The 24,698-nt window shown below is 60.5% G+C and carries 26 protein-coding genes; 12 read left to right on the top strand and 14 right to left on the bottom strand.

All coding sequences use genetic code 11. The features are described 5' to 3' along the window. Window positions 1–117: 117 nt before the first annotated feature. Window positions 118–903 (bottom strand): IclR family transcriptional regulator, encoded by a 786-nt coding sequence (locus BLU11_RS15905; RefSeq protein WP_090275067.1) that lies wholly within the window; start codon window positions 901–903, stop codon window positions 118–120. A gap of 219 nt (window positions 904–1,122) precedes the next feature. On the opposite strand from BLU11_RS15905, the gene BLU11_RS15900 reads away from it, so the two are divergent. Both BLU11_RS15900 and BLU11_RS15895 read left to right on the top strand, forming a co-directional pair. Beyond that, window positions 1,123–2,748 carry an AMP-binding protein gene (locus tag BLU11_RS15900; protein WP_090275065.1) on the top strand — a complete coding sequence of 542 codons (1,626 nt, stop codon included), beginning with the start codon at window positions 1,123–1,125 and terminating at the stop codon, window positions 2,746–2,748. Next, a complete protein-coding gene (locus tag BLU11_RS15895; RefSeq protein WP_090275063.1) occupies window positions 2,745–3,410 on the top strand; it encodes a crotonase/enoyl-CoA hydratase family protein in 666 nt (221 codons plus the stop codon). Before BLU11_RS15900 ends, BLU11_RS15895 begins: the two co-directional genes overlap by 4 nt. Before the next feature lie 131 nt (window positions 3,411–3,541). On the opposite strand, the gene BLU11_RS15890 is transcribed toward BLU11_RS15895, so the two are convergent. The 7 genes from BLU11_RS15890 to BLU11_RS15865 all read right to left on the bottom strand — a co-directional run bounded on the left by BLU11_RS15890 (window position 3,542) and on the right by BLU11_RS15865 (window position 8,945). Next, the gene (locus BLU11_RS15890) at window positions 3,542–4,351 is read right to left on the bottom strand and encodes an acyl-CoA thioesterase (protein ID WP_090275060.1); all 810 of its coding nucleotides are present in this window, start codon (window positions 4,349–4,351) and stop codon (window positions 3,542–3,544) included. Between the two features lie 117 nt (window positions 4,352–4,468). Continuing rightward, on the bottom strand, window positions 4,469–4,900 hold the full coding sequence (locus BLU11_RS15885; RefSeq protein WP_090275058.1) for a PaaI family thioesterase: 432 nt from the start codon (window positions 4,898–4,900) through the stop codon (window positions 4,469–4,471). A gap of 42 nt (window positions 4,901–4,942) precedes the next feature. Next, window positions 4,943–5,146, bottom strand: a complete 204-nt coding sequence (locus BLU11_RS19330; protein WP_157718703.1) for a hypothetical protein — start codon at window positions 5,144–5,146, stop codon at window positions 4,943–4,945. A 113-nt stretch (window positions 5,147–5,259) separates the two neighbouring features. After that, window positions 5,260–5,742, bottom strand: coding sequence for a YbhB/YbcL family Raf kinase inhibitor-like protein (locus BLU11_RS15880; protein ID WP_090275055.1), 483 nt, complete (start codon window positions 5,740–5,742; stop codon window positions 5,260–5,262). A 44-nt stretch (window positions 5,743–5,786) separates the two neighbouring features. Further along, window positions 5,787–6,083: a hypothetical protein gene (locus tag BLU11_RS15875; protein ID WP_090275051.1), complete on the bottom strand. Its 297-nt coding sequence runs from the start codon at window positions 6,081–6,083 to the stop codon at window positions 5,787–5,789. 142 nt (window positions 6,084–6,225) lie between these two features. Continuing rightward, window positions 6,226–7,425 (bottom strand): 3-oxoadipyl-CoA thiolase, encoded by a 1,200-nt coding sequence (locus BLU11_RS15870; RefSeq protein WP_090275048.1) that lies wholly within the window; start codon window positions 7,423–7,425, stop codon window positions 6,226–6,228. Window positions 7,426–7,430: 5 nt separating this feature from the next. Next, window positions 7,431–8,945: a 3-hydroxyacyl-CoA dehydrogenase gene (locus tag BLU11_RS15865; RefSeq protein WP_090275047.1), complete on the bottom strand. Its 1,515-nt coding sequence runs from the start codon at window positions 8,943–8,945 to the stop codon at window positions 7,431–7,433. A 223-nt stretch (window positions 8,946–9,168) separates the two neighbouring features. Between BLU11_RS15865 and BLU11_RS15860 the strand changes: the two genes are divergently transcribed. The 4 genes from BLU11_RS15860 (at window position 9,169) to BLU11_RS15845 (ending at window position 12,247) form a co-directional block, all read left to right on the top strand. Beyond that, the gene (locus BLU11_RS15860) at window positions 9,169–9,597 is read left to right on the top strand and encodes a PaaI family thioesterase (protein ID WP_090275045.1); all 429 of its coding nucleotides are present in this window, start codon (window positions 9,169–9,171) and stop codon (window positions 9,595–9,597) included. After that, window positions 9,594–10,937 carry a hypothetical protein gene (locus tag BLU11_RS15855; RefSeq protein ID WP_090275043.1) on the top strand — a complete coding sequence of 448 codons (1,344 nt, stop codon included), beginning with the start codon at window positions 9,594–9,596 and terminating at the stop codon, window positions 10,935–10,937. Before BLU11_RS15860 ends, BLU11_RS15855 begins: the two co-directional genes overlap by 4 nt. Window positions 10,938–10,941: 4 nt before the next feature. Next, on the top strand, window positions 10,942–11,754 hold the full coding sequence (gene mutM / locus BLU11_RS15850) for a bifunctional DNA-formamidopyrimidine glycosylase/DNA-(apurinic or apyrimidinic site) lyase (RefSeq protein ID WP_090275041.1): 813 nt from the start codon (window positions 10,942–10,944) through the stop codon (window positions 11,752–11,754). A gap of 154 nt (window positions 11,755–11,908) precedes the next feature. Continuing rightward, window positions 11,909–12,247: a hypothetical protein gene (locus BLU11_RS15845; RefSeq protein WP_090275039.1), complete on the top strand. Its 339-nt coding sequence runs from the start codon at window positions 11,909–11,911 to the stop codon at window positions 12,245–12,247. Window positions 12,248–12,310: 63 nt separating this feature from the next. On the opposite strand, the gene ggt is transcribed toward BLU11_RS15845, so the two are convergent. From ggt to BLU11_RS15815, 6 genes are all read right to left on the bottom strand, one after another. Further along, window positions 12,311–13,996 (bottom strand): gamma-glutamyltransferase, encoded by a 1,686-nt coding sequence (ggt, locus tag BLU11_RS15840; RefSeq protein WP_231702222.1) that lies wholly within the window; start codon window positions 13,994–13,996, stop codon window positions 12,311–12,313. Next, complete coding sequence (locus BLU11_RS15835; RefSeq protein WP_090275038.1) at window positions 13,993–14,244, bottom strand: YfhL family 4Fe-4S dicluster ferredoxin; 252 nt, start codon at window positions 14,242–14,244, stop codon at window positions 13,993–13,995. The genes ggt and BLU11_RS15835 overlap by 4 nt, the downstream gene beginning before the upstream one ends. 25 nt (window positions 14,245–14,269) lie before the next feature. After that, the gene (gene coaD, locus BLU11_RS15830) at window positions 14,270–14,749 is read right to left on the bottom strand and encodes a pantetheine-phosphate adenylyltransferase (RefSeq protein ID WP_090275035.1); all 480 of its coding nucleotides are present in this window, start codon (window positions 14,747–14,749) and stop codon (window positions 14,270–14,272) included. Window positions 14,750–14,895: 146 nt separating this feature from the next. Further along, window positions 14,896–15,471: a 16S rRNA (guanine(966)-N(2))-methyltransferase RsmD gene (rsmD, locus tag BLU11_RS15825; protein WP_090275033.1), complete on the bottom strand. Its 576-nt coding sequence runs from the start codon at window positions 15,469–15,471 to the stop codon at window positions 14,896–14,898. Continuing rightward, complete coding sequence (locus tag BLU11_RS15820; RefSeq protein WP_090275031.1) at window positions 15,468–17,042, bottom strand: M16 family metallopeptidase; 1,575 nt, start codon at window positions 17,040–17,042, stop codon at window positions 15,468–15,470. Before BLU11_RS15820 ends, rsmD begins: the two co-directional genes overlap by 4 nt. Continuing rightward, on the bottom strand, window positions 17,042–18,406 hold the full coding sequence (locus tag BLU11_RS15815; RefSeq protein ID WP_090275030.1) for a M16 family metallopeptidase: 1,365 nt from the start codon (window positions 18,404–18,406) through the stop codon (window positions 17,042–17,044). The genes BLU11_RS15820 and BLU11_RS15815 overlap by 1 nt, the downstream gene beginning before the upstream one ends. A gap of 102 nt (window positions 18,407–18,508) precedes the next feature. Between BLU11_RS15815 and ftsY the strand changes: the two genes are divergently transcribed. The 6 genes from ftsY to hemN all read left to right on the top strand — a co-directional run bounded on the left by ftsY (window position 18,509) and on the right by hemN (window position 24,683). Next, the gene (gene ftsY / locus BLU11_RS15810; protein ID WP_090275028.1) at window positions 18,509–19,810 is read left to right on the top strand and encodes a signal recognition particle-docking protein FtsY; all 1,302 of its coding nucleotides are present in this window, start codon (window positions 18,509–18,511) and stop codon (window positions 19,808–19,810) included. Between the two features lie 3 nt (window positions 19,811–19,813). Beyond that, entirely contained in the window at window positions 19,814–20,476 is a 663-nt protein-coding gene (gene ftsE / locus BLU11_RS15805; RefSeq protein ID WP_090275026.1) for a cell division ATP-binding protein FtsE, read from the top strand. Between the two features lies 1 nt (window position 20,477). After that, window positions 20,478–21,482: a permease-like cell division protein FtsX gene (gene ftsX / locus BLU11_RS15800; protein WP_090275023.1), complete on the top strand. Its 1,005-nt coding sequence runs from the start codon at window positions 20,478–20,480 to the stop codon at window positions 21,480–21,482. 129 nt (window positions 21,483–21,611) lie between these two features. Next, window positions 21,612–22,475 (top strand): RNA polymerase sigma factor RpoH, encoded by an 864-nt coding sequence (gene rpoH, locus BLU11_RS15795; protein ID WP_090275021.1) that lies wholly within the window; start codon window positions 21,612–21,614, stop codon window positions 22,473–22,475. A gap of 97 nt (window positions 22,476–22,572) precedes the next feature. Further along, the gene (locus tag BLU11_RS15790) at window positions 22,573–23,172 is read left to right on the top strand and encodes a hypothetical protein (RefSeq protein ID WP_090275019.1); all 600 of its coding nucleotides are present in this window, start codon (window positions 22,573–22,575) and stop codon (window positions 23,170–23,172) included. Window positions 23,173–23,294: 122 nt separating this feature from the next. Further along, window positions 23,295–24,683 (top strand): oxygen-independent coproporphyrinogen III oxidase, encoded by a 1,389-nt coding sequence (hemN, locus tag BLU11_RS15785; protein ID WP_090275017.1) that lies wholly within the window; start codon window positions 23,295–23,297, stop codon window positions 24,681–24,683. The last annotated feature ends 15 nt before the right edge of the window (window positions 24,684–24,698 follow it).

Raw genomic sequence — 24,698 nt, 5'->3', positions numbered from 1 at the left:
TCAGATGAGTTTCATTGTGCGAAATAATGAAACCACGTTTCGCATGGCAAAATACAAAACTTACAGCGTGTTGTCGATGCCCGTTGGTAAATGGTGTGCCATAAAAGGCATTGATGACTACACGCCAAGCCGCTGGATATCGCCGGCGAGAATGGCCAGTTGATGCGCCAACTGATTCTTCAGCTTGTCTTCGGACACCAGATAGGTCGGGGCGCCGCAGGTAAGGGCCATCAGTGTGCCGTCCTGCAGATGCAGAGCCACCCCGGCCGCATTCACGTTGCGATCCCAGTCACCCAATGACAGGCAGAAACCATATTTCTCATAGTCTTCAAAAGATTGCTCAAGCTGCTTTTCCAGCTCCGGCCAGGTCTCGGGATTGCGTGCGGCCAGCGAGCTCATGACGTGCAGGCGCTCTTCTTCCTTCATCGCGGCCAGGTAGGCGCGCCCGGCTGCGGTGGTCGCCAGCGGCAGGCGCACGCCGACATCCATGCGCAGTGAAGTGATCTCGGCTGGACGGCAGTTCTCGACGTAGATCATCGATAGCCGGTCGCGGCAGGTCAGGCCCACGGAGGTGTTGGTATTGCGCGCGAACTCATCCAGATAGGGCTTGGCCAACTGGCGCACTCGCAGGTTCGACACATAGGCATAACCGAGGGCCAGCACGCCGGAATCCAGCTGGTACTTCTCCAGCTGTGGCGAGTAGGCCAGATAGCCGAGCTTGGTCAGCGTATAGGTCATGCGCGATACGGTGGGCTTGGGTAGACCGGTGATCCGGGCTATATCCTGATTACCCATGACTACCGAACCCTGACTGAATGCCCGCAATACATCGAGCCCGCGAGACAGTGCCTCGACAAACTTGCGGTCCTTGGGTGGGATCTGTTCTGCCTGATCGTCGTTCATAAAGCATTCTTACCTTGAAAGGGGCATCCGTGTGCGGGCATCCGGTTGATCGATGCCGAGCTACTATTGCTGTGTGCGCAGAACGATACCAGCAGCGGACGTCCTGCACAGCGATATTGTTTTGATTTGTACCGATGATTGCACAGTCGCGATGGATAGAATAGCATCTTTTGGTATTCTATTTCGCTGTGCAAAATAATAGTCCAAAAAGAGGTTCCGATGTCCACCCCAGAATCCTGCGTTGTTGCCGGCCAACTGGCCGAGCTCGGCCATACCAATATTCATGATCTGCTAGAGCAGGCCTGTCGCGAATACGGTGAAAAACCGGCATTCTCCTGTGGTGCGGACTCGGTAAGCTTCACGGCGCTGAAAGAGCATGCCGATGCCTTCGCTCGCTATCTGCGCCACGAGGCGGGATTGCAGCCGGGTGATCGGCTGGCCATTCAGTTACCTAACCTGTTGCAATATGTGGTGACTATTTTCGGCGCCCTGAAGGCCGGTCTGGTCATCGTCAACACCAACCCTCAATACACCGCACCGGAAACGCGGCACCAGTTTGCTGATTCAGGTGCCAAGGCGGTGGTGGTGCTCGACAAGTTGGTACCCTTGGTACGCAGCGTTCAGAGTGACACCGCCATCGAGCGATTGATCGTCACCAGCCTGGACGACTGGCGCCATCCGCAGGAACACAACGACGAGCCGGATATGACCCGCTTCATGACCGCATTAGCCGTGGGCAGGACGCTGCCGGAAGTCGAACAGACGCGAGGTCTGGAGGATCTGGCGGTATTGCAATACACCGGCGGCACCACCGGTGTGTCCAAAGGGGCGATGCTGACCCACAACAACCTGCTGTGCAATGTCCTGCAGGCGGTGAGCATCCTCAACCCCGGCGAGCTGGAATACGGCAACGAAGTGCGTGTTTCGCCACTGCCGCTTTACCATATCTTCGCCTTCACCGCGAACTGCCTGGCCTCGGTATTCACCGGTTTCAATAGTGTACTGATCACCAACCCGCGGGATCTGGACGGCATGATTGCCGATATGCAGCGGCACCGGATCACCCTGCTGACCGGCATCAACTCCCTGTTCGTGTCGCTGATGGCCCACCCGAAATTCGACAGTATCGACTTCAGTCAGGTGAAGTGGGTCAACTCCGGCGGCGCGCCGCTGAATCTGTCGATCGCTCAGCGCTGGCATGAGCGCACCGGCAGCGTCATCCGTGAAGGCTTCGGCATGACCGAGACCTCGCCGGTGGTCATTGCAGCGACCGCCACCACTCCTTATAAGGAAGGCTATATCGGCCAGGCAATCATCGATACCCAACTGAAGATCGTGGATGATGCCGGTAACGAAATGCCGACCGGTGAGCCAGGCGAACTGTTGGTACGCGGTCCGCAGGTAATGAAAGGCTATTGGCAGCGTCCGGACGCGACTGCTGAAACCTTCACCGCCGATGGCTGGCTGAAGACCGGTGATATCGGTGTCATCGACGAGGACGGCTTCCTCAAGCTGGTCGACCGCAAGAAGGACATGATTCTGGTATCCGGGTTCAACGTGTATCCCAATGAGGTGGAAGACGCGGTCATGCGTCATCGCGGTATCCGTGAATGCGTGGCGGTGGGTATCCCCGACGAGCGCAAGGGTGAGGCCATCAAGCTCTACGTCAGCCTGCATGACAACACGCTGAGTGAAGCCGACATTGTCGCCCATTGCCGTGAGCAACTGACCGGCTACAAGGTGCCGAGCTTCGTCGAGATCCGTGATGATCTGCCCAAGTCCACCGTCGGTAAACTGCTGCGCCGGGTTTTGCGGGATGAAGCGCGGGCTGAGGTAAGCGTATGAGCCTGTCGCTGAGTATCACTGATGGCGTGGCGGAGATCGCTCTGGACGATGGCAAGGTCAATGCATTGTCCGAACAGATGCTGGAAAGCTTGCTGGCGGCCATTGCCGATGCCGCGAAGGCGGATGCGGCGCTGCTTATCTATGGCCGGGCCGGCTGTTTCAGTGGCGGCTACGATCGCAAGTTGATCGCCGCGGGCGGGCCGGCTTGTGATGCCATGCGCGCCGCGGGTGATCGGCTGACTCTGGCGCTGCTGGACTACCCCGCGCCGGTGGTTATTGCCAGTACCGGCCATGCCATGGCCAAGGCGGCCTTCATGTTGCTGCTGGCCGACTACCGTATCGGCGCGGCAGGCGCTTTCAGCGTCGGCCTGAATGAGGTAGCCATCGGCATGACCATGCCCGATGCCGCCATGCCTCAGGCACGCACGCGCCTGGCACCGTCCTGGCTCAATCGCTGCGCCCTGCAGGCTCAGACGCTGGAGCCACAGCAGGCGCTTGATGCCGGCTTTTATGATGAGCTGGCTACAGGCGGTGAATTGCTGGAACGTGCCAGGGAAAAGGCCAGACAGTTGGCTGCGCTGCATCGACAGGCCTACCGGGAAACCCGCTTGCTGCTCAATGCGCCTTTAAGGGCAGAAGTGGCTGCGGCGCTATCAGCGTAGCGCTGACGCGCTACCTTCCGGAAGTCAGGTTTCGCACCGCGGCTGACGGTGAAGTTGCGGCCCGCCTTGTGGGTTGTCGAGCTCCTGCTCGATGACTCGGGCAAGCGCTGACAGCGAGCCAGCCCATCACGTCACTCCTTGAAATACACCGACTGGGTGCTGGTCAGCAACAGCCGGCCATCTTCCGACCATAGATGAGCGACCTGATCGGCGTAGTTGTTATGCAGCCGTGAAGCCTGCGCTCGACCCAGCAGAAAGCCACTGCCTACCTGCTCCAACTCGTCGCTGGTGGCATGAAAATAGTGGGTCATGGACACCGTGCCCGATGGCGTAAAACTCTTGCGCAGCAGGAAAATACGCGGGGCGAACACATCTCCCAGCGCTGTCAGCGAAGTGAAGTCCAGCGGCCGTTCCACAGCGTCGCGCACCCACAACAGTGATTCGGTATCGAGCGGCTGTCCTTCTGCGCGGCCCATCAACGGTATACCGTGGACAAAGCGGAAATCGTATTGCTTGAACCAGTTGCGGATGCTGATATCCATGCGCTGCAGCGAGGTTGGTGCAGGCGCTGGCGGAGCGCACAACTGCTGCTCTGTCAGGGTGTCACGGCGAAGGGCGAAAAAGGCCGTGGCACTGGTGACCACCTCGCCATCTTGTTTCTGCAGCAGTAACCAGTGCTGGGTCGAGCGGTTGGTGCGCAGTGGCGTGGCTTCTACCTCGAATTCGCCCTCGCCTACTGGCCCGGCGAAGTTGACGGTCAGGGAGACTGGGTCGCCCAGCCGCTGCGGATGCTGCAATACCGCATTCAGCAGGGTAGCAGCGGTGCTCCCGCCAAACGGGCCGACCATGTTCTGGAAGGCTTCGCTGGTCTTGCCCTGGTACCGGTTGTCGGAGAGGGGTGTCAGGGCAATGGCCTGATCGAAGGCGTGACGGTTACTCATTATTGATTGTCCATTGACAAGCTTGCTGGACTGCCCATCCTAGACAGGCTGGGGTGAGGCGGCAAGCTGGTATGGCAGCATGAATCCGCCGTCATGCACGGCGGCGATGATTCGTCATCAGGTGAGCGGCTTGGGTAACAGAGCGATGGTCGCCTGCGCGGCAGCGCACAATTTCTCTTCTCCTTCGGTGACGGTATAGACCTCGCAGCGACACACCGCCTGGCTACGGCCGGCGTGGAGGCATTCTGCACGGGCTATCAAGCGTTCGCCAATGCCGGGTCTCAGGTAGTTGATCTTGAATTCCGAGGTCACTGCGGGGGCTTGCAAGGCCATGGCGCCGGCAATGGTCGCCGCATTATCGGCCAGATAGGAAATCACGCCGCCATGGGCAAAGCCGTATTGCTGGGTCAGTTCAGGACGCATCGGCAAGGTCAGTTCACAACTGCTTTCCGATACCGCACTGACTTCTGCGCCAAGCAGTTGAGTAAAAGGTTGCGCAGCGACTCGTTCGCGTACCGCTTCCAGAGCGACGTACTGTTTATCCTGCATGATCTGCTCCTCATTCCTTTTAATAGATGATTTGCGTCGTGCTCAGCAGCAACTGGCCGCTTCTCGACCACAAGTGTGCGCTCTGGTTGAGTAATTGTTGCGGGTCTGGTTGGCGTCGGTTTCGGCCAGCAAATAATCATTGCTGATCTGTGCCAACTGCCCGCTGTCGGTATGAAAATACAGAGTCAGTAAGGCGACCACCATCGACATGATCAAGGTGCAATGCGATACCCGTGTCGGCGCCATCTATCATCACTTTCAAAACGCCACCCAAAGCCTACCGGGAAATTCTGGCAGAGGCGGCCTGACGTTCAGTCAGCCGCTGAGCGGGTATCCTTGGACTCCCGCTGCAACTGTGTTCAACCGCGCTGGTAGGTGCCGACCAGGCGATTCATCGCCAGGGTGTGCGGCTCGACCTTGGCCAGCAGTTGCCACATATCCAGGCCGTCCTCCAGGTTCGGTTCGCAGTCCAGTGCCAGCACCCAGAAATAGTACTTATGCTGACCGTGACCTTCTGGAGGCATGGGACCGCCGTAACCGGTCTTGCTGAAGTTGGTCAGGCCATCGGTGTGCTGCTTGCAGCCCTCAGGTAGCGAGGCGACATCGCTGGGAATGTTGTAGTGAACCCAGTGCACGAAACCGTAAGTGCCATTGGCCGAGACCAACGGGGCATCCGGGTCATGGCAGACAATGGCGAAGCTTTTGGTACCCGCCGGCGCATTGGTCCAGCTCAGCGCTGGTGACACATCTTCACCCTCGCCAGTATGTTTTGTGGGGATGGCGCCATCAGCCGCAAAGGCGCTGCTGGTCAGTTGAAGATCAAGATTCAAGGCAAAACCCATGATGTTCTCCTTTCATTGCGAGTGGGATGAGCGTGTGCGTCAGATCAGCGAATCAGGCTACTCAATAACCAGAGCCCGAGCAGCAGCCAGATCACACCGCCAATAAAGCGTTTTCTGAGAAATGAGCTGACACCAAGATAGATGAGAAACAGCCCGAGCACGACAAAGGCGATGCTGAGGATGCTGCTGTCGATACCCAGAGCACGGGAAAAGCCGTTGACGAAGGCGGTGCTGGCGCCGCTGAGCATATCGAACACCCAGGCCAGGCCATCAACAATCAGCCTGATCAGTGTGCCGAAGGCCTGGCCCAGCCATTCAAAGGGGTTGGTGTTCACATACATCAGGGTGCTTCCGGTTCGATGGGATCAATACCATAGCAGAGGTTAGGAGCAGGTCAGAAGTTCCGGATGACTGTTCAATTGTGTGGGTGGTGGGGCAGGAGGGTGTCCCCCTCCCCGCGAGAGGGGGAGGGGGACGGCGCTATCAGACGCGCTCAATGACCGCCGCCACACCCTGGCCCAGCCCGATACACAGGCTGACCAGCGCATAACGCTTACCGGTACGCTCCAGCTGACGCAGCGCGGTCAGGGTCAGGCGAGCGCCCGAGGCGCCCAGCGGGTGTCCGACAGCGATGGCGCCGCCGTTGGGGTTCAGGCGTGGGTCGTCGAAGGCGATGCCCAGTTGTTTGGCGCAGCCCAGCACCTGGGAGGCGAAGGCTTCGTTGATTTCGATCACGTCCATGTCGTTCAGCGTCAGACCGGCGCGGGCCAATGCTTTCTTGCAGGCTTCGACCGGGCCCAGACCCATGACACGCGGTGCCACACCGGAAACAGCGCCGGCAAGAATCCGACCACGGGCTTTGACACCATACTTCTGGCCGATTTCTTCGCTGCCGATGATCAGCGCAGCGGCGCCATCATTGACGCCCGACGCGTTACCGGCGGTGACCACGCCGTCAGCAGACAGGGGGCGCAGGCCGGACAGGGCGCTTATGTCGCTGGACGGGCGCGGATGCTCATCCTGATCGACAACCTTGTTCGGCTTTTTGCGGCCTTGGGGTACTTCAATCGGCAGGATTTCTTCGGCGAAGAAGCCGTCAGCGCGGGCCTTTTCGTACAGTGCCTGGCTGCGCGCAGCGTAGGTATCAGCTTGTTCACGGGTGATACCCAGGTCAGCTGCGACGTTATCCGCCGTTTGCGGCATGGTGTCGTCACCGTACTCGGACTCTACCTTGGGGTTGGGGAAGCGCGCACCTATGGTGCTGTCGAAGGCGCGGAATTCCCGTGCATAGGGGCTCTCGCTCTTGGCGATGACGAAGGGCGCGCGGCTCATGCTTTCCACGCCACCGGCAACGAACAGCTCGCCTTCGCCGGCTTTTACTGCGCGGGCCGCATCCAAGATCGCGGCCAGACCGGAACCGCACAAGCGGTTGACGGTAACGCCGGCGACTTCCTGTGGCAGGCCGGACAGCAGTCCAGCGTGACGGGCAACGTTGCGTGCATCTTCGCCCGCCTGGTTGGTGTTGCCCATGATCACGTCTTCGTAGTCATCACCGGCAAAAGGGTTGCGTGTGACCACAGCGCGGATCACATCCGCCAGCAGGTCATCCGGACGCACCGGGGCCAGCGCGCCGGCGTGGCGGCCGAAGGGGGAACGCAAACCATCATAGATATAAGCAGTCATTCGGATTACTCCTGGGTGTCAGGTGTGGTCAGCGGCAGGCCCAGCTGCACGCGGCGACGCAGCCAGGGGCTGGGACGATAACGCGGTTCGCCGTAGGTGGCCTGCATGTTGTTCAGCACGGTAAAGAGGGCCTGTTTGCCGTAGTGCTCGCCGAAGGCCAGCGGACCTTTCGGGTAGCCCAGCGCCAGCTGAATGGCCCGGTCCAGCGTCTCTGGTGTGGCAATGCCTTTCTGGGCGATTTCGCAGCCCAGGTTGGTTACGCTGGCGATCAGGCGCTGGATAACGAAGCCGGGGGAATCATTGATCACTTCCACCGGCACGCCGTCGGCGGCCAGTGCCTGGCGTGCCTGTGCCACCACATTGCTGTCGGCAGCGGGCTGGCGCATCAGGGTGCGGCGCTTGTCCCAGTTGGCAAAGCTGTCCAGAGCCAGGGTGCGGGCGGCGGGCAGATTCTGGCGGGTCAGCGCAGCGGTGCAGTCTTCGCCCAGCGGCGTGATCAGGCAGATGGCCTCGGCGGAAGGTTGCTCGCCGTTCTCCAGCGTCGCGCCAGCCGTCTGCAGCACGGCAGCGACCTGGCTGCGCAGGCTCTGGTCATCGCTCTGCAGCCAGAACGGGCGGTTGACCAGTACGGTTTCCGGCGCCTGTTCGGGTTGTTCGATCTTCTGACCTTCTTCGTAACGATAGAAACCCTGACCGGTCTTGCGTCCCAACAGGCCCGCGGCGACGCGCTGGCCGGCAATGAACGACGGGGTGTAGCGCGGATCATGATAGAACTGCTCGTATACCGACTCCATCACCGCATGGGAGACGTCCAGGCCGGTCAGGTCGAACAACTCGAATGGACCCATGCGAAAACCCGGGCCATCACGCAGGATACGGTCGATCTGCTGGGCCGTGGCGACACCTTCGCTGAGCATGCGCAGGGCTTCGGTACCAAAGGCGCGACCGGCATGGTTGACCAGAAAGCCGGGGGTGTCGGGAGTGATCGCCGGAAAATGACCGGCCTTTTCCGCCAACTCGACCAGGCCCTGGATATAGCGCTCATCGGTGCGCGAGCCGCGTACCACTTCAACGATCTTCATCAGCGTCACGGGGTTGAAGAAGTGGAACCCGGCAACCCGTTCGGGGCGATTGCAGCCAGCAGCAATGCGGGTTACGGACAGCGAGGAGGTATTGGTGGCCAGCAGGCAGGCTTCGCTGACGATGGCTTCCAGGTCGGTGAACAGCTTTTGCTTCACCTCAAGGATCTCGACAATCGCCTCGATGATCAGGTCGCAATCCTTGAGCTGTTCCAGTTCAGCCGCCGGCTGCATGCGCGCATTGACCGCCTCGAACTCCGCCTCGCTCAGTTTGCCCTTGGCAACCTGGCGTTGCAGCAGGTTGCGGTTGAACGCCAGTGCATCTTCGATGGCTTCGGCACGGGTGTCGAACAGCAGCACCTGTTGACCGCTGCTGGCGAACAGTTGAGCGATACCTCGGCCCATGGCGCCGGCGCCGATAACACCAATCCGGTTGAACATACTCAGGCTCCTCGGTTACTCTGTTCCGCTATGCGGAACCATATTTCGTTTAAAGTGAAGCGAGATTAAATCCTGGGGCGCATGAGTGCAAGCCGGGCGGCTTATGACGTTCCATAAGCTGATCAGCAGAACCGTTACCCGCGCTGCCGTCCGTGGCATACTGCCGCCCCGCTGTAATGCAGACAAGACCGGGCAGTGAAACCGCATTGGGAGAAGATCATCCATGAGTGAAGACCAGAATCTGGCCGTACAACGCACCGTGACCGGTTTTTTTCAGGAGTTGGGTGCTGAGTTGTTGGAATACGGGCCGGACCGAGCGGTGATCGGGCTGACCCTCGAAGCAAAACATCTGAACAATGCCAGCAATCTGCATGGTGGGGTGACTGCCAGTCTGATGGATATTGCCATGGGACTGTGCGGCACCTACGCGGCAGATCCCCAGGATCGCCGCGTTGCCATCACCCTGTCCATGAACGTCAACTTCAGCGCCGTAGCTGGTGCGGGTAGCCGGGTCCGCGCCGTAGCGACTTGCCGCAAGGGGGGATACAAGATCTTCATGGCCAGCTGTGATCTGCTGGATGAGAATGACACGCTGCTCGGTTTTGCCGATGGTGTTTTCAAGCAGGGTGCGCTGCGCAGAGATTTGCCGTGACGGCATGGTTGTTGCCGCTGGGTGTCGGCCTCGAGCTGATCGCCCTGGCCGGACAATGGCCGCAACTGAGCTGGTTCGCCGCCGCGGCGCTGGCGGGTTATTTTGTCCTGAATTTTCGGCGACTGCTGCCCTATCCGCGCATTCTCGGCCTGCTTACTGTTGGCCTGCTGTTGGCGGTGGTGCTGCTTGGCGAGGGCGATCCGGGGTTGTGGGGGCGGCTGGCGGCTTCGGGTGCCTATTACGCCAGCTTTCTCGGTGCACTGGGTCTGATGCAACTACTGGCCAAGCGACTACCGCACCTGCGCGAGATGCATAAGGCGCTATTGGCTGGGCCGGCGATCTGGCTGTATCCGCGCTACGTGCTGACCTCCGGCAGCATCGGCTCGATACTCAATTTCGGCATGATGAGTCTGCTGTGTGGCACCCTCGACCAGCACCTGCGCCAATATGCCTTGAATGACGAACAACGCCATGAAGGCATGCGCGCCGTCATGGTCACCACCTTGCGCGGCTTTGCCCTGGTACCCCTGGTGGCGCCGACCAGCGTAACCATCGCCATGGTCACCCGCGAAATGCCCCAGCTGTCCTGGGCGACCATGGTCCCTTACGGACTGGTCGCCGCGCTGCTGTTGATGCTGGTCGGATGGCGTCGGGAGACCCGTGGTCTGCTCAGGCTGCGCGAGAACATCGGTGACAGCAGTCGCGCCGCGGGCATGGGCGCCCTGTTGGTGGGCAGTCTGCTGGGGCTGACGGCTATCGGGGTGCTGGCCTGGCTGACGGTGCTGACACCATCCCAGGCGGCGATGATCCTGATTCCGGTCGGTATCGCCAGCTATCTGCTGTGGTGCGAACGTTCGCCGCGCCGGGTACTGGGTGAAATCAGCGACAACCTGATTACCATGCATAACGAGATGTTCATCTTTGGCTGCGCTGCGCTGATGGGTGGCGCGCTGGGTGCCGTTGCGCCGCTGGAGGAACTGGCAACCTGGCTGGCGCAGGAGCCGAAATACAACATGCTGTTGGCGGTGGGCAGCCTGCTCGGCATCATCCTGTTGGCGATGGCGGGGGTTGCGCCTATTGTCTCGCTGTCATTGCTGGTCGGCCTGCTGGCCGAATTGGCACGTCTGGGCGTGCCAATCATGACGCCGGCGCTGGGGCTGATGTGCGGCTTCTCGATTGCCATGATCTTCTCGCCCTTCGGTCCGTCCACGCTGATTCTGGCGCGCTACAGTGGCGAAAAACCCAACAAGGTCGCATTCGTCTGGAATGGCCGCTTCGTCATCAGTGCGCTACCGCTGCTGTTGGTGCTATTGTTTATCGTCCATTGGCTGCATTCCTGAGATCATGCCTGAGTTACCTGAAGTCGAAACCACCCGTCGCGGCATCGCTCCGCATCTGGAAGGCCATCGCGTGACCCGGCTGATCGTCCGCGACGCGCGTCTGCGCTGGCCGATTCCCGAGGATCTGGCGGTCCAGATCGAGAACCAGACCTTCACCGCCATCCGCCGACGGGCCAAGTACCTGTTGATGGATATCGGCGGTGGCACCCTGATCAGTCATCTGGGCATGTCCGGCAACCTGCGGCTGGTGCCAGCCGAGACGCCGGTGCTCAAGCATGAACATGTGGATATTGAGCTGGATTCCGGCCTCGCTCTGCGCTACACCGATCCGCGCCGCTTTGGTGCCATGCTCTGGCAGCGCAGTGGGGATGTCCATCCATTGCTGGTCAAACTCGGCCCTGAACCGCTGTCGGCGGAATTCGATGGTGAGCGGCTGTATCAGCTGTCGCGCAAGCGCAGCATGGCGGTCAAACCCTTCATCATGGACAATGCGGTGGTGGTCGGCGTGGGTAATATCTACGCAACCGAAGCCTTGTTTGCAGCGGGCATCGATCCGCGCCGTGAGGCAGGACGGATCAGTCGTGCGCGTTTTCAGGTGCTGGCCGAAGAGATAAAGAAGGTGCTGGCTCGCGCCATCGACAGCGGCGGCACCACACTGCGGGACTTTATCGGCGGTGATGGCAAGCCCGGCTACTTTCAACAGGAGCTGTTTGTTTACGGCCGCGCCGGACAGCTGTGCAAGCTGTGCGGCACGACGCTTTCGGAATGCCGTCTGGGCCAGCGCAGCAGCGTGTTCTGCCGCAAATGCCAGCACTGATTTTCGCTGCTTTGCTGCACTGGTTGGCAATTTTCAGTTGCCACGTTCCGAAATGATCTGAATATGCCTACAATGAGCCTTGATGCAGGTTCCCGGGAAGGGGGCCGCATCATGACTCCAATGCCTATCGGGCTCACAACCAGGGATTACTACTATGCGCCTGTTACGTCACACCACCGCTGTGCTCGTCGGTCTGTTGCTTGCCGGCAGCGTCATGGCCAATGAGGCCAATTTCGGATATCAGGAAAACGTCGAAAACCCGGGGATCTTCGCCATGGTCGGTGATCTGATTATCGCCCGGCCGATCGGAGCCGCGATAACGGCAGTGGGAGCTGCAGCCTTCGTTGTCAGTCTGCCCTTCACTGCACTGGCAGGCAATACTGCCGAAGCGGGCCAGGAGCTGGTGGTTCGCCCGGGCCGTGAGACCTTCATGCGCTGCCTGGGTTGCACCAAGACCGGCTACGGTCACAAGCAGAAGCACGATAACCTCTGACAGAGACTGGTTGGCATAGCTGAGCCGACAGGGGGTTGTGCCCGTGCTGGCTTGGTCAGGCCGTCAGTCTGGCTTGATCGGTCGTTTGACGGTGGCCAGCCCTTCGCCTCGAGGGTCGCTGGCGGCGCTGATTTCGCCTTTCTGCTTGTACCAGTGCAACGCTTGCATATCGCCATAATCCCGGCCTACCGGCTTGATGTTGTGGCCCATGGCTTTCAGTGCGTGCTGTTGTTCGGCGGTGAAGACGTGGTCTTCGACCTGAATGTGATCGGGTAGATATTGATGATGGAAGCGTGGACGACCGACCCAGTCCCGCACCGGCTTGCCCTCCATCGCCTGCAGCGCGCCCAGCAATACCATGCTGATGATGCGGCTGCCGCCGGGTGTGCCGAGTACCGCCAGCTGCTCGGTATTTTCCAGCATGGTCGGCGTCATGCTCGACAGCGGGCGCTTGCCTGGGGCGATGGCGTTGGCTTCGCTGCCAGCCAGCCCATAGCTGTTCTTGCCGGATGGATCGGCGGCAAAATCATCCATTTCATTGTTCAGCAGCACGCCGGTGCCCGGCACGGTGAAAGCGGCGCCGAAGGGCAGGTTGACACTGAGGGTGGCGGCCACGGCGTTGCCATCGCGGTCGATCAGCGAGAAGTGTGTGGTGTTGGTGCCTTCCTGGAACTGCCGAGGCTCGCCCAGCGCGCTGCTGGGGGTGGCATGCTCGGGATCGATGCTGGCCGCCAATTGGCGGGCATGGTCGGCTGACACCAGCTTATCGGTCGGCACCTCGACGAAATCACTGTCACCCAGCAACAGGGCGCGGTCACGGTAGGTGCGGCGCATCAGTTCGACCAACTGATGTGTCCATTGTACCGAGCCGGGTATGGCCTGAGGCAGGCTTTCCAGCCCCTGCAGAATGCCCGCCAGGGCAATGCCTCCGGCTGAGGGCAGTGGAGCGCTGATGACCTCGATGCCATGGCTGTTGAAGCGGATCGGTTCGCGTTCAATGACGCGGTAGTTTTCCAGATCAGCAGGTTGCCAGACACCGCCTGCGGCCTCGACTCCGGTAATCAGACGCTCAGCAACTGGTCCGCGATAGAACCCCGCATGCCCTTTGGCGGCAAGAACGCGCAGGGTTTCAGCGAGATCGGGCTGGCGGACCAATCGGCCTGACGCGGGTGCCTGGTTATTGTGCAGGAAGATGCGCGCGGTTTCGGCATCCTGCTGCATGGCCTCCAGTCTGAAGCCGACCAGCATGCGGTAACTGTCACCCACGGCAAAGCCTTGTTCGGCGGCAGCAATGGCGGGCGCCAGGCTCTGGCTCAGGGGCAGCTCGCCATAGTACTCAGCCAGATGCACCAGCGCTGCCGGCAGTCCGGGAATACCGGCAGCCAGCGGCCCATTGATCACCCGCTGGGGTTCCCTGGAGCGGTCCAGGTACATGTTGCGGTGAGCGGCCAGAGGAGCGGTTTCTCGGGCATCGATGAACCGGTAATGGATTGTTGTTTCGGCGGGCTGGCGCAGCAGAAAGAAACCGCCGCCGCCAATGCCGGAGCCGTAGGGCTCCACTACTGCGAGCGTGGCAGCAACGGCGATGGCTGCATCAAATGCATTGCCGCCCTGATCGAGGACCAGGTGGCCGGCTTCGGTAGCGGTCGGGTGCGCGCTGGCGACGGCTTGCTGATCGGGTGCCGGTGCTGCCCGCGCTCCCAGACTCAGCAGCAGCGACAGGGTCAGCAGGTGGCGGAGCAACTTCATTCGGGGCTGGTGAGGATCAGGTATTTTTCCATCAGTTCCTCTTTGCTTTCGACCCGGTTGGGATCAAGCGGTATGCAGTCGACCGGACACACCTGCTGGCACTGGGGTTCGTCGAAGTGACCGACGCACTCAGTGCACAGGCTGGGGTCGATGACGTAAATTTCCTCGCCCTGGGAAATGGCCCCGTTGGGGCATTCCGGTTCGCAGACATCGCAGTTGATGCAGTCGTCGGTAATGATCAGGGCCATTCAATTAACTCCGGGGTACTGTCATTCAGCCGTTGAAGCGTTTGAGCAGGGCTTCGTGTACTGCCGGATGAACGAATTTGGTGACATCGCCACCCAGGGAGGCAATTTCGCGGACGAGGGTGGACGAGATGTAAGAATACTTCTCCGAGGGCGTGAGGAACAGGCTTTCCACCTCGGGGGCCAGTTGACGATTCATGTTCGCCAGCTGAAATTCGTATTCGAAATCCGACACCGCACGCAGACCGCGCAGCAGCACGTTGGCGCCAATCTCATCGGCAAAATGCGCGAGCAGGGTAGAGAACCCCACAACTTCGACGTTGGGGTATTGCTTGAGAACCTCACGCGCCAGTTCCACACGTTGCTCGAGCGGAAAGGTCGGGTTTTTTTTCGGGCTGGCAGCGACAGCCACCACTACACGGTCGAACAGCTTGGCTGCACGGCCGACCAGATCCATATGACCCATGGTAATGGGGTCGAAAGTGCCGGGATAGAGAACAGTATTCATATTGGCTTTATCTCTGCCTGTTGTGCCGGAGCGCAGATGGTAGCGTAATGACCCTGTGGCGGCCAAACTGAAAACGCACACCAGGTTGGTCGTCCGTGCATGATGGCGCTGACCGGCACCATCTTCCGATGCCGCGCTGGTGCGTGCTATCCCTCGCGACGCTGCCACAAACTGTACCAGACCTGCCCGGCTTTCTTTTCCCGGTGCAGATGCCAGTTGGATGGAAACGGCAGGCGCGCCGGTGCGGTTTCGCTCTCGGTGTAGATGAGCGCGTCGGGTGCCAGCCAGCCATTGGTTTCCAGCGCGTTACAAGCCGGGATGAGCAGGTCCTGATGAAACGGCGGGTCGAGAAACACCAGATCGAAAGGCGCATCCGGGGTGCCGGTGAGCAGGTTCAGGGCGTCCTGCTGGCGAATCTCGCCGCGATCACATTGCAACATCTGCAGGTGCCCGCGCAGTGCCGCAACCACATCTCGGCTGGTATCGCAGGCCAGCGCGTGAGCTGCACCACGCGACAGTGCTTCCAGTGTCAGGGCGCCGCTGCCGGCGAACGGGTCGAGACAGCGTGCACCTTCGATGTGCATGCTCAACCAGTTGAACAGAGTTTCCCGCACCCGGTCAGGCGTCGGGCGCAGACCAGGTTGCTCGGTGAAGCTGAAACGCCGGCTGCGCCACTCACCGGCGATGATGCGCAACTGGCTGTGGCGATTCTGTTGCTTCATGCGTCTGGCTCCGTGATCGGCAATACGGGGGTATCCGGCTGGTCAGTGTCTGTCGGCGCGGTTTCCTGCAGAACCATGGCCGGGCCGACGGTGATGACCAGGCGCTGCTCCGCGTTGAAATGCCGAGCAAAAGCCGCGCGGATATCTTCCACCGTGAGGGCCTGCACCTGATCGAGGAAGAGTTGCAGATGATTGAGCGGCAGCTCGTAGAAGCCGATCATGCCGAGCTGGCCGACAATGGATGCGTTGTTGGCGGTGCTCAATGGAAATTCGCCGTTGATCTGGCGCTTGGTGCGGGTCAGTTCGGCCTCGGTCGGACCTTCGCTGATGAAGGCGTCGAGGCTCTGGTGAATGACCTCCAACGCCAGATCGACCTGGTCGGCGCGGGTCTGCATGCTGACCATTACCGGGCCGGTGGCCTGCATGGGGATCAACCGGCTGCTGACCGAATACGACAGGCCGCGGCTTTCGCGGATCTCCTGCATCAGCCGTGAGCCGAAGCCCGAACCACCGAGAATCTGGTTGCCGACATAGAGCGCGGCGTAGTCCGGGTCGTGACGGCTGATACCGTGTTGGCCCACCAGTACATGGGTCTGCTGACCATTGAAATCGATATGCCGATGGCTGGAGGAAATCGGTTGCGGATCGCCGATGACTGGCGCCGCTGGCCCCTGTGGCAGGGCGTCGGCCAGGCGTTGAGCAAGACGTTCAGCGCTGTCCCGGTTGATATCGCCGACCAGGGCGATGACCGCATTGCCGGCAGTGTAATACTGGCTGTGGAAGATGCGCAGTGTCTCGGGTGTCAGCTGCTGCAGGCTGTCGGGCTGACCTTCAGGCAGGCTGCCGTAGGGGTGCTGTGGATACAGGTCGGCCCAGAAGGCTTCACTGGCCAGCGCAGCGGGTTGCTGCAACCTGAATTGCAGGCTGGCCAGCAGCTGGTTGCGCAGGCGTTCGAAGGCCTCCTCGGGAAAGCTCGGGCGGGCGATGACATTGGCGAATAAAGCCAGCGCCGAGTCGAGCTTGTCGTCGGCGGTCAGGGTGCGCAGGCCGGCCAATGCCATGTCACGGTGCGAGCTGTTGGAGAACTGTGCGCCCAGACGTTCGAAGCCGGCGGCGATGGCTCCGGCGTCCTTGCCCTCGATACCTTCATTGAGCATGGCGTTGGTCATGGTGGCCAGGCCCGGCAGTTCACCATCGCGGCTGGCGCCGGCAGCGAACAACAGCTGTACATCGAGCATGGGCAGTTCTTCGGCCTGCATGAAATACACCCGTGTGCCCTGTTCGGTGGTCCAGTGTTGCAGGTCCAGAGCGCGGCGAGCCGGTGGCTGGTCTAGGTCGACCTGTTGCAACGAATCCAGCTCGGGCAGCAGCTCGGCCACTACCGTGTCGGGCTCCGCCTCGATCTGCGCATCGCTGACCGGCTGCTCAGTCTGGTTGCCAGCCACCGGGGCGTCAGAAGGCGCTTGCGGGGTGGGGTCACGCAGTAGAAACGCGGTCATCACGATGACCGCCAGGACGACCAGTAACAACAGGGCCAGCGAGCCGCGTCGATTGGATTTGACAGCAGCCATCAGCGCTTCTCCTCGGTGATAACGGGCAGAACATGGGCGCGGGTGAGGCGCTCGGGAACCAGATAACGCTGTGCCACCTCACTGATCTGTTCAGGTGTGATGGCTTCCAGCGCTTTAATGTCTTCATCCAGCAGGGTCCAGGGCAAGCCGATGCTTTCCAGCATGCCGATCTGGTTGGCCTGGTGACTGATGCTGTCCTGGGCATAGACCAGCTCAGCGGTTATCTGCGCCTGTACCCGGTTCAGTTCCTCCTCGCTGGGCGGGGTCTGCTTGAGCTCGTCGATCTGCTGCCAGAGCGCCTGTTCCAATTGCTCCAGACTGACATCACGAGACTGATTGGGGATGCCACTCAACAGGAACAGGGTGTCGCCGCGGGTGAAACCGTCGTAGCTGGCGGAGGCCGATGTGGCGTTAGACTGCGCGCGCTCCAGGTTGCTGGCCAGACGGGCACTGTAGCCGCCGTCGAGCACGCCTTCGAGCAGACGCAAGGCATGGATTTCCCAGGCTTCAGCGGCGGTGCTCAGGCTGGGTACGTTGAAGCCGAGCAACAGGCTGGGCATCTGCACCGGCAGGTGCAGAGTCAGGCTGCGTTCGCTGCCACCGGGCAGTTCCAGCGGGGCCTTGGGCGGCGTGGTAGGGGCATTGGATAGCGGGCCGAAGTAGCGTTCGGCGAGACGGCGGACTTCATCCACCTGCACATCACCGACCACCACCAGAATGGCATTGCCCGGCTGATAATGCAGCCGGTACCACTCGCGCAGGTCATCGACGGTGAGGCGGTCCAGGTCATGCATCCAGCCGATCACTGGCTGGGCATAAGGGCTGGCCATGTAGGCCTGGGTCAGAAAGCGCTCATAGGCCAGGCTGTTGGGATTGTCCTCGACACGCAGGCGGCGTTCTTCCTTGATTACCTCCATCTCGCGCAGGAACTCGTCCTCCGGCAGCGTCAGGCCATGCATGCGCTCGGCTTCCAGCTCCAGCGCAATGGCCAGCTGGTCGCGACTGAGAATCTGATAATAGGCAGTGTAATCACGGCTGGTGAAGGCATTTTCCTGCGCGCCCAGGCTGCTCAGCAGACGCGATGCCTGTCCCGGCGCCAACCGTTCGCTGCCCTTGAACATCATGTGTTCCAGCGCATGCGACATACCGGTACGCCCGGGCGGCTCGTAGCTGCTGCCCACACGATACCAGAGCTGCGACACCACCACAGGGGCGCGATGATCCTCACGCACGATGACCTTGAGGCCGTTATCCAGGGTGAATTCGTGGGTGGGCAGTCGGGTCTCGCTGGCCTGAATGCTGCCGGCCAGACTGAAGATCAGCAGAAAGAGGCTGAGCAGGAGTGAACGTTGCGCGATGTACATGTGATGTCCTGTGATTACCGCCGGTGCCGGAAGTGGGGTAGGATAACCCAACCTTCAACGCGCAAGCCAAATGCCTGCGCCAGACTCAGATAGTGATCGTCAATGTTTGGTTCCAAAGACAAGCCAGAACACCCCGAACAGGACCCCGAGCGCAACGACAGCGGCAAGGCCGGCAAGAAAGGCCTGTTTGGCTGGATGCGCCGCAAGGCCGACGAACCGGTTGCGCCCGCGGCAGAAACGCAGCCGGAACAAGCGTCGGAACCGCCGCTGCAGCACTCTGCGCCCGAAACGGCGGCTGTTGAGGTCGTCCCCGATCCCGCCGAGCCGATAACGCCGGAACCGCTGGTCGATGAGCCCGCGGTCGCACCGGTGGCGCCTGCGGGGAGCCATGACCAGGTCGCCCGTCAGGCGGCTGCCGAGCTGTTTTCCAGTCTCGCCGAGCAGCCTGCCACCACAGAACCGACACCGCAGCCGCAGGAGCCCAAGGGGTTCTTTGCGCGCATGCGTGCCGGCCTGTCGAAAACCAGTGCCAACCTCGGCGAGGGCATGGCCAATCTGTTTCTCGGCGAAAAGGAAATCGATGACGAGCTGCTGGAGGAGATGGAAACCCGTCTGCTGATGGCCGACGTCGGTATCGAAGCCACCACCTTGATCATGGAGTCGCTGCAACAGCGCGTACGTCGCCGCGAGTTGTCCAACCGCAACGCGCTGTACAAGGCGCTGCAGAACGAACTGGAAAGCCTGCTGGCGCACGTCGCCAAACCCATGGTGGTGGACAGCGAGAAGCGCCCCTATGTGATTCTGGTGGTGGGCGTGAATGGGGTGGGCAAGACCACCACCATCGGCAAACTGGCCAAGCGTCTGCAGGGCGAGGGCAAGCAGGTGATGCTGGCTGCCGGTGATACCTTCCGCGCCGCCGCCGTCGAGCAGCTGCAGGTCTGGGGCGAGCGCAACAGCATTCCGGTGATTGCCCAGCACACCGGCGCGGATTCCGCTTCGGTGGTATTCGATGCCTTGCAGGCAGCCAAATCCCGCGGAGCGGATGTGCTGATCGCTGATACCGCCGGACGTCTGCACAACAAGGACAACCTCATGGACGAGCTGAAAAAGGTCAAGCGGGTGCTGGCCAAGCTCGATCCCGAAGCGCCTCATGAAGTGTTGCTGGTGCTGGACGCCGGTACCGGCCAGAACGCTATCAGCCAGACCAAACTGTTCGATCAGGCGGTCGGCCTGACCGGATTGGCTCTGACCAAACTCGACGGTACGGCCAAGGGTGGGGTAATCTTTGCGTTGGCCAAGCAGTTCGGCTTGCCGATCCGCTTTATCGGGGTGGGTGAGCAGATCGATGATCTGCGGCCCTTCACTGCGCCGGAATTCGTCAAGGCGCTGTTTGGACGCGAATAACCGATGATCCGTTTCGATCAGGTCAGCAAGCGTTACCCCAACGGCCATCAGGGTCTGGAAAACCTGAGCTTCCATATCCGCACCGGCGAAATGGTTTTCATCACCGGCCACTCCGGCGCGGGCAAGAGCACCTTGCTCAAGCTGATCATGTGCATGGAGCGGCCAAGCTCCGGGCAGGTGCATGTCGGTGGGCAGAATCTGCGTGATCTGGGCAGCCACGATATTCCCTACCTGCGTCGCCAGGTCGGGGTGGTATTCCAGAACCACCAGCTGCTGTTCGATCGCACGGTATTCGACAACGTGGCGCTGCCGTTGATCATCAAGGGCACCCCGCGCGACGAAGTGGGCCGGCGGGTGCGTGCGGCGCTGGACAAGGTCGGTCTGCTCAAGCGCGAGAACATGTATCCGATCGCCCTGTCGGGCGGCGAACAGCAGCGCGTCGGTATTGCCCGGGCGGTGGTACACAAGCCGGCATTGCTGCTGGCTGATGAACCCACGGGTAACCTGGACCCGGCTTTGTCTGCCGAGATCATGGCCTTGTTCGAGGATTTCAACCGGGTCGGCGTGACGGTGATCATTGCCAGTCATGACCTGCCGCTGATTGCCCGGCTCGATCACCGCATGCTGACCCTGAACGAAGGTCGGCTGTTGGCCGATGGGGAATAACATGGCGGCGAACCAACCACGGCCAACCGATAAGAAACCACAGAAAGCCACCAGTGGCGCCGCCCGCTCGCGGAGCAACTGGCGTCATCCGTTGCGCGGCTGGGCGGATAGTCATCGCGACAGCGCGCGTATGGCGCTGGGGCGAATTCGGGATTACCCCGTCAGCACTGCCATGATAGTACTGGTGATGAGCATAGTGCTGGCGCTGCCGATGGGGCTGGCGGTACTGATCAATCAGGTCGAGCGTCTGGGCATCGACTGGCAGCGGGCCGCCCAGCTGTCGGTCTATCTGCAACAGGACATCAAGGCCGATGCGGCGCAGGCGCTGCAGGCAGATATCGCTGCTCTTGATGAGGTGGCAGAGGCGCAATTGCTGGATCGCGAGCTGGCGCTCGTTGAGTTTCAGCAGCATTCGGGACTGGGTGATGCGCTGCAGCAACTGGCCTACAACCCGCTGCCCGACGTGATTCTGGTCATGCCGCAGAGCATCGAGGGTGGCATGTCGTCAATGCAGCCGCTGCGTGATCGACTGGCGCAATTGCCGGGGGTCGATCAGGTGCAGATCGACATGCTGTGGGTCGAGCGGCTGACAGCGATTCTGGCCATGGTCGAACGCTTCACCGGTGGGCTTGCCGTACTGCTGGTACTGACGTTGCTGCTGGTGATGGTCAATACCATCCGCCTGGCAATCGAAAGTCGGCGCAACGAGATCCTGGTGATCAAGTTGGTTGGCGGCACCGATGCCTTCATTCGCCGGCCGTTCCTGTATCTGGGTGTGCTCTATGGTCTGTTGGCCGGTATTCTGGCCTGGCTGCTGCTTGCAGCTGGCCTGGTCTGGCTGAACAGCACCGTGCGAGAGGTAGCAGCGCTGTATCAGAGTGATTTCGAACTGGCCGGGATGCCGCTGCAGGATGGCGTGACCTTGCTCGGCGGAGCCATATTGCTGGGACTGGTTGGAGCCTGGCTCGCAGTCGGTCGCCATGCCCGTGAAATGGAACCTCGGTAACGGAGTGTTTCATATTTATGTAACTTGCTGATTTAAAAGTATTATTCCGCAGGCTGCGGAACTTGGCGGGGCTTTCCTTGTCTGAGCCTGCAGTGATACACTGACTCGTCATTTTTTTGGAGTTCAAGCATGAGCACTGCTTTGCAGCCCGTACATAATCTGATTCCAGGTGCCAACCTGGAGGCCTATGTTCAGACCGTAAGCAGCATCCCGATTCTCAGCGTCGAGGAAGAGCGTAAGCTGGCTGATCGTTTGTTCTATCAGCAGGATCTGGAGGCAGCCCGGCAACTGGTCATGTCCCACCTGCGCTTCGTTGCGCATATCGCTCGCAGCTATTCCGGCTATGGCCTGGCCCAGGCCGATCTGATTCAGGAAGGTAACGTCGGCCTGATGAAGGCGGTCAAGCGCTTCAACCCGGAAATGGGTGTACGTCTGGTGTCTTTTGCTGTGCATTGGATTCGCGCCGAAATTCACGAATTCATTCTGCGCAACTGGCGCATCGTCAAGGTGGCCACCACCAAGGCGCAGCGCAAACTGTTCTTCAACCTGCGCAGCGCCAAGAAGAAGCTGGCCTGGCTGTCCCACGATGAAGTCAATGCCGTAGCGGAAGATCTCGGCGTTGCCGTGCGCGAAGTGCGTGAGATGGAAAGCCGGCTGTATGGTCAGGATCTGGGCTTTGATGGCGCCCAGGATGACGATGACGACACCGCCTACGCACCGGTACATTACCTGGAAGACAAGCGCTACGATCCGGCTACCCAACTCGAGAGTGCGGACTGGAGTGACAGCTCCAGCCAGCAATTGCAGGAAGGTCTGGCCCAGCTGGACGAGCGCAGCCGTGACATTCTCTATCAGCGCTGGCTGGCCGAAGAGAAGGCCACGCTGCACGAACTGGCCGCCAAGTATCAGGTGTCGGCAGAACGTATTCGTCAGCTGGAAAAAAATGCCATGAACAAGCTGAAGAAACATATCAGCGTGGAAGACGCCGCCTGACAGCGTCTGATACTGAACCGAAAGGGCATCCGCAGGGATGCCCTTTTGCTTTGTGCACTGTAAATGTATGCACCATGAATGAATGCAGAGAGAACAGATGAAGCGGCAAAAGATCGTGGGTGTGGGCACCCTGTTGGCAGTGATTGTTCTGTGTTTCTTTGCTTTCGGCAATTGGCTGGCAGGGCAGGATGAACCGCAGCAGCTGGCTTGGAAGGAGCAATATCAGCAGAGTCTATGGACGCCTCTTCAGCAGCGCGGCCTGACGTTGGCCGATGTCGGGCGGGCACTCGGCGAAGGTAGCTTGTGGATGATCAGTGCCGATGGCGAGCCGAGGCTGGTCAGCCGCCATACGGTGGAATCCGATGATCGGCAATGGCGTGCGCAGGCGGTCATTGCACTGGACTCTCAGCAAATGGAAAGCCTGGTCGAGGCACAGGCGTGGCAGCCCGGATCGCCCGACCAATCGGTGAATCCGGCAATCAGTACCACGTTGGCCGGCTATCCGGTGGAGCGTATCAGCATGATTCCTCACCAACCCCTGGAGCTGCGCTACATTCAGGGTACCTTTGGTCCGGTCGAAGTGCGTATGCCGGTCAATCAGGGAGAGGTCTGGATCTACGCACGCGAGGGTGTGGTTGTTGCGGTCAGCGATGAGCAGGCGCATTCGATCATGTTCGGCCTGCACGACGAATTCTGACCCGGCTGAATGTGCGGTTTTTCGAGTGCGGCGCGGGGTCGCACTCGGGGTTGGGCGCAATGCAAAGCCCCTTTGCTTGCCGTACACTTCACCCATGTCCGTGATGCTGGCGAGAGACCATAATGACGCAGAAAATCAGCTTCAACCGTGCCCTGATCGAGAAATATGACCGCCCGGGCCCACGTTACACATCCTATCCGACCGCGCCGCAATTCCATCAGGCCTTTGCCATGGACGATTACCGCGCGGCAGCCAAGGCCAGCAACGCTGCTGCCGAGCCCAAGTGCCTATCGGTGTATATCCATATTCCGTTCTGCAAGAGTCTCTGCTACTACTGCGCATGCAACAAGATCATCACCCACAAGACCGAGCGGGCGGTGGAATATCTTCAATATCTCAAGCGAGAGATCGCCATGCAGGCGGCGCTGTTCGATAAATCGCGCAAACTGACTCAGTTGCATCTGGGGGGTGGCACGCCGACCTATCTGACCAGCGAGCAGCTGGAAGACCTGATGAATACCCTGCGTGCGTCTTTCAACATGGACGACAGTGATGACCATGAGTTTTCGCTGGAAGTCGACCCGCGCACCATTTCGCCAATGCAGATTCATCAGTTGCGGGCATTGGGCTTCAACCGTCTGAGCTTCGGCGTCCAGGACTTCGACGAGGCGGTGCAGGCGGCAGTCAACCGCCTGCAGAGTGAAGAACAGACCCGCGAGCTGGTCAGTGCCGCACGTGAGGCGCAGTTCAAATCGGTCAGCGTCGATCTGATCTACGGTCTGCCGCTGCAGACCGTAAAGAGCTTCGATGTCACCCTGAGCAAGATCATCGATATGCGCCCTGATCGTATTGCGGCCTACAGCTACGCCCACCTGCCGGACCTGGTGCGCGCCCAGCGGCTGATCCGCCCGCAGGACATGCCACCGCCCGAGCGCAAGCTGGAACTGCTGGAGCTGACCATCGAGCGGCTGACTTCTGCCGGGTATATTTATATCGGCATGGACCATTTCGCGCTGCCGGACGACGAGCTGGCGCTGGCCCGGGAGAACGGTACGCTGCAACGCAACTTCCAGGGTTACTCAACCCATGCTGACTGCGACCTGATCGGAATCGGTGTGTCTTCCATCGGCAAGGTGGGTGACAGCTACAGCCAGAGCGTCAAGGAACTCTCGCAGTACTATGCGCGGCTGGACAGCGATATGCTGCCGATCCACCGGGGTTACAACCTGAGCGAGGATGACACGCTGCGCCGCGAGGTGATTCTCGATCTGATGTGTCAGGGGCGGATTGATTTCCGCAAGTTCGAAGAGTACTACGGTATCGACTTCAAAGGTTATTTCGCCGATGCCCTGGGGCAGCTGGCCGAGCCGGTTGCCGATGGGCTGGTAGCCATCAATGAGCACGAGCTATTATTGCTGCCCGAGGGGCAACTGATGCTGCGCAACGTGGCGATGGCTTTCGATGCGTACCTGGGCGCTGAGCAGAAGGGTAATTTCTCCCGCACGGTCTGAGTGCGGTGAAGGGGG

Source organism: Halopseudomonas litoralis (genome assembly GCF_900105005.1).
In the GTDB taxonomy this organism is placed as follows: domain Bacteria; phylum Pseudomonadota; class Gammaproteobacteria; order Pseudomonadales; family Pseudomonadaceae; genus Halopseudomonas; species Halopseudomonas litoralis.
This window is presented reverse-complemented; position numbering and strand designations above follow the sequence as displayed.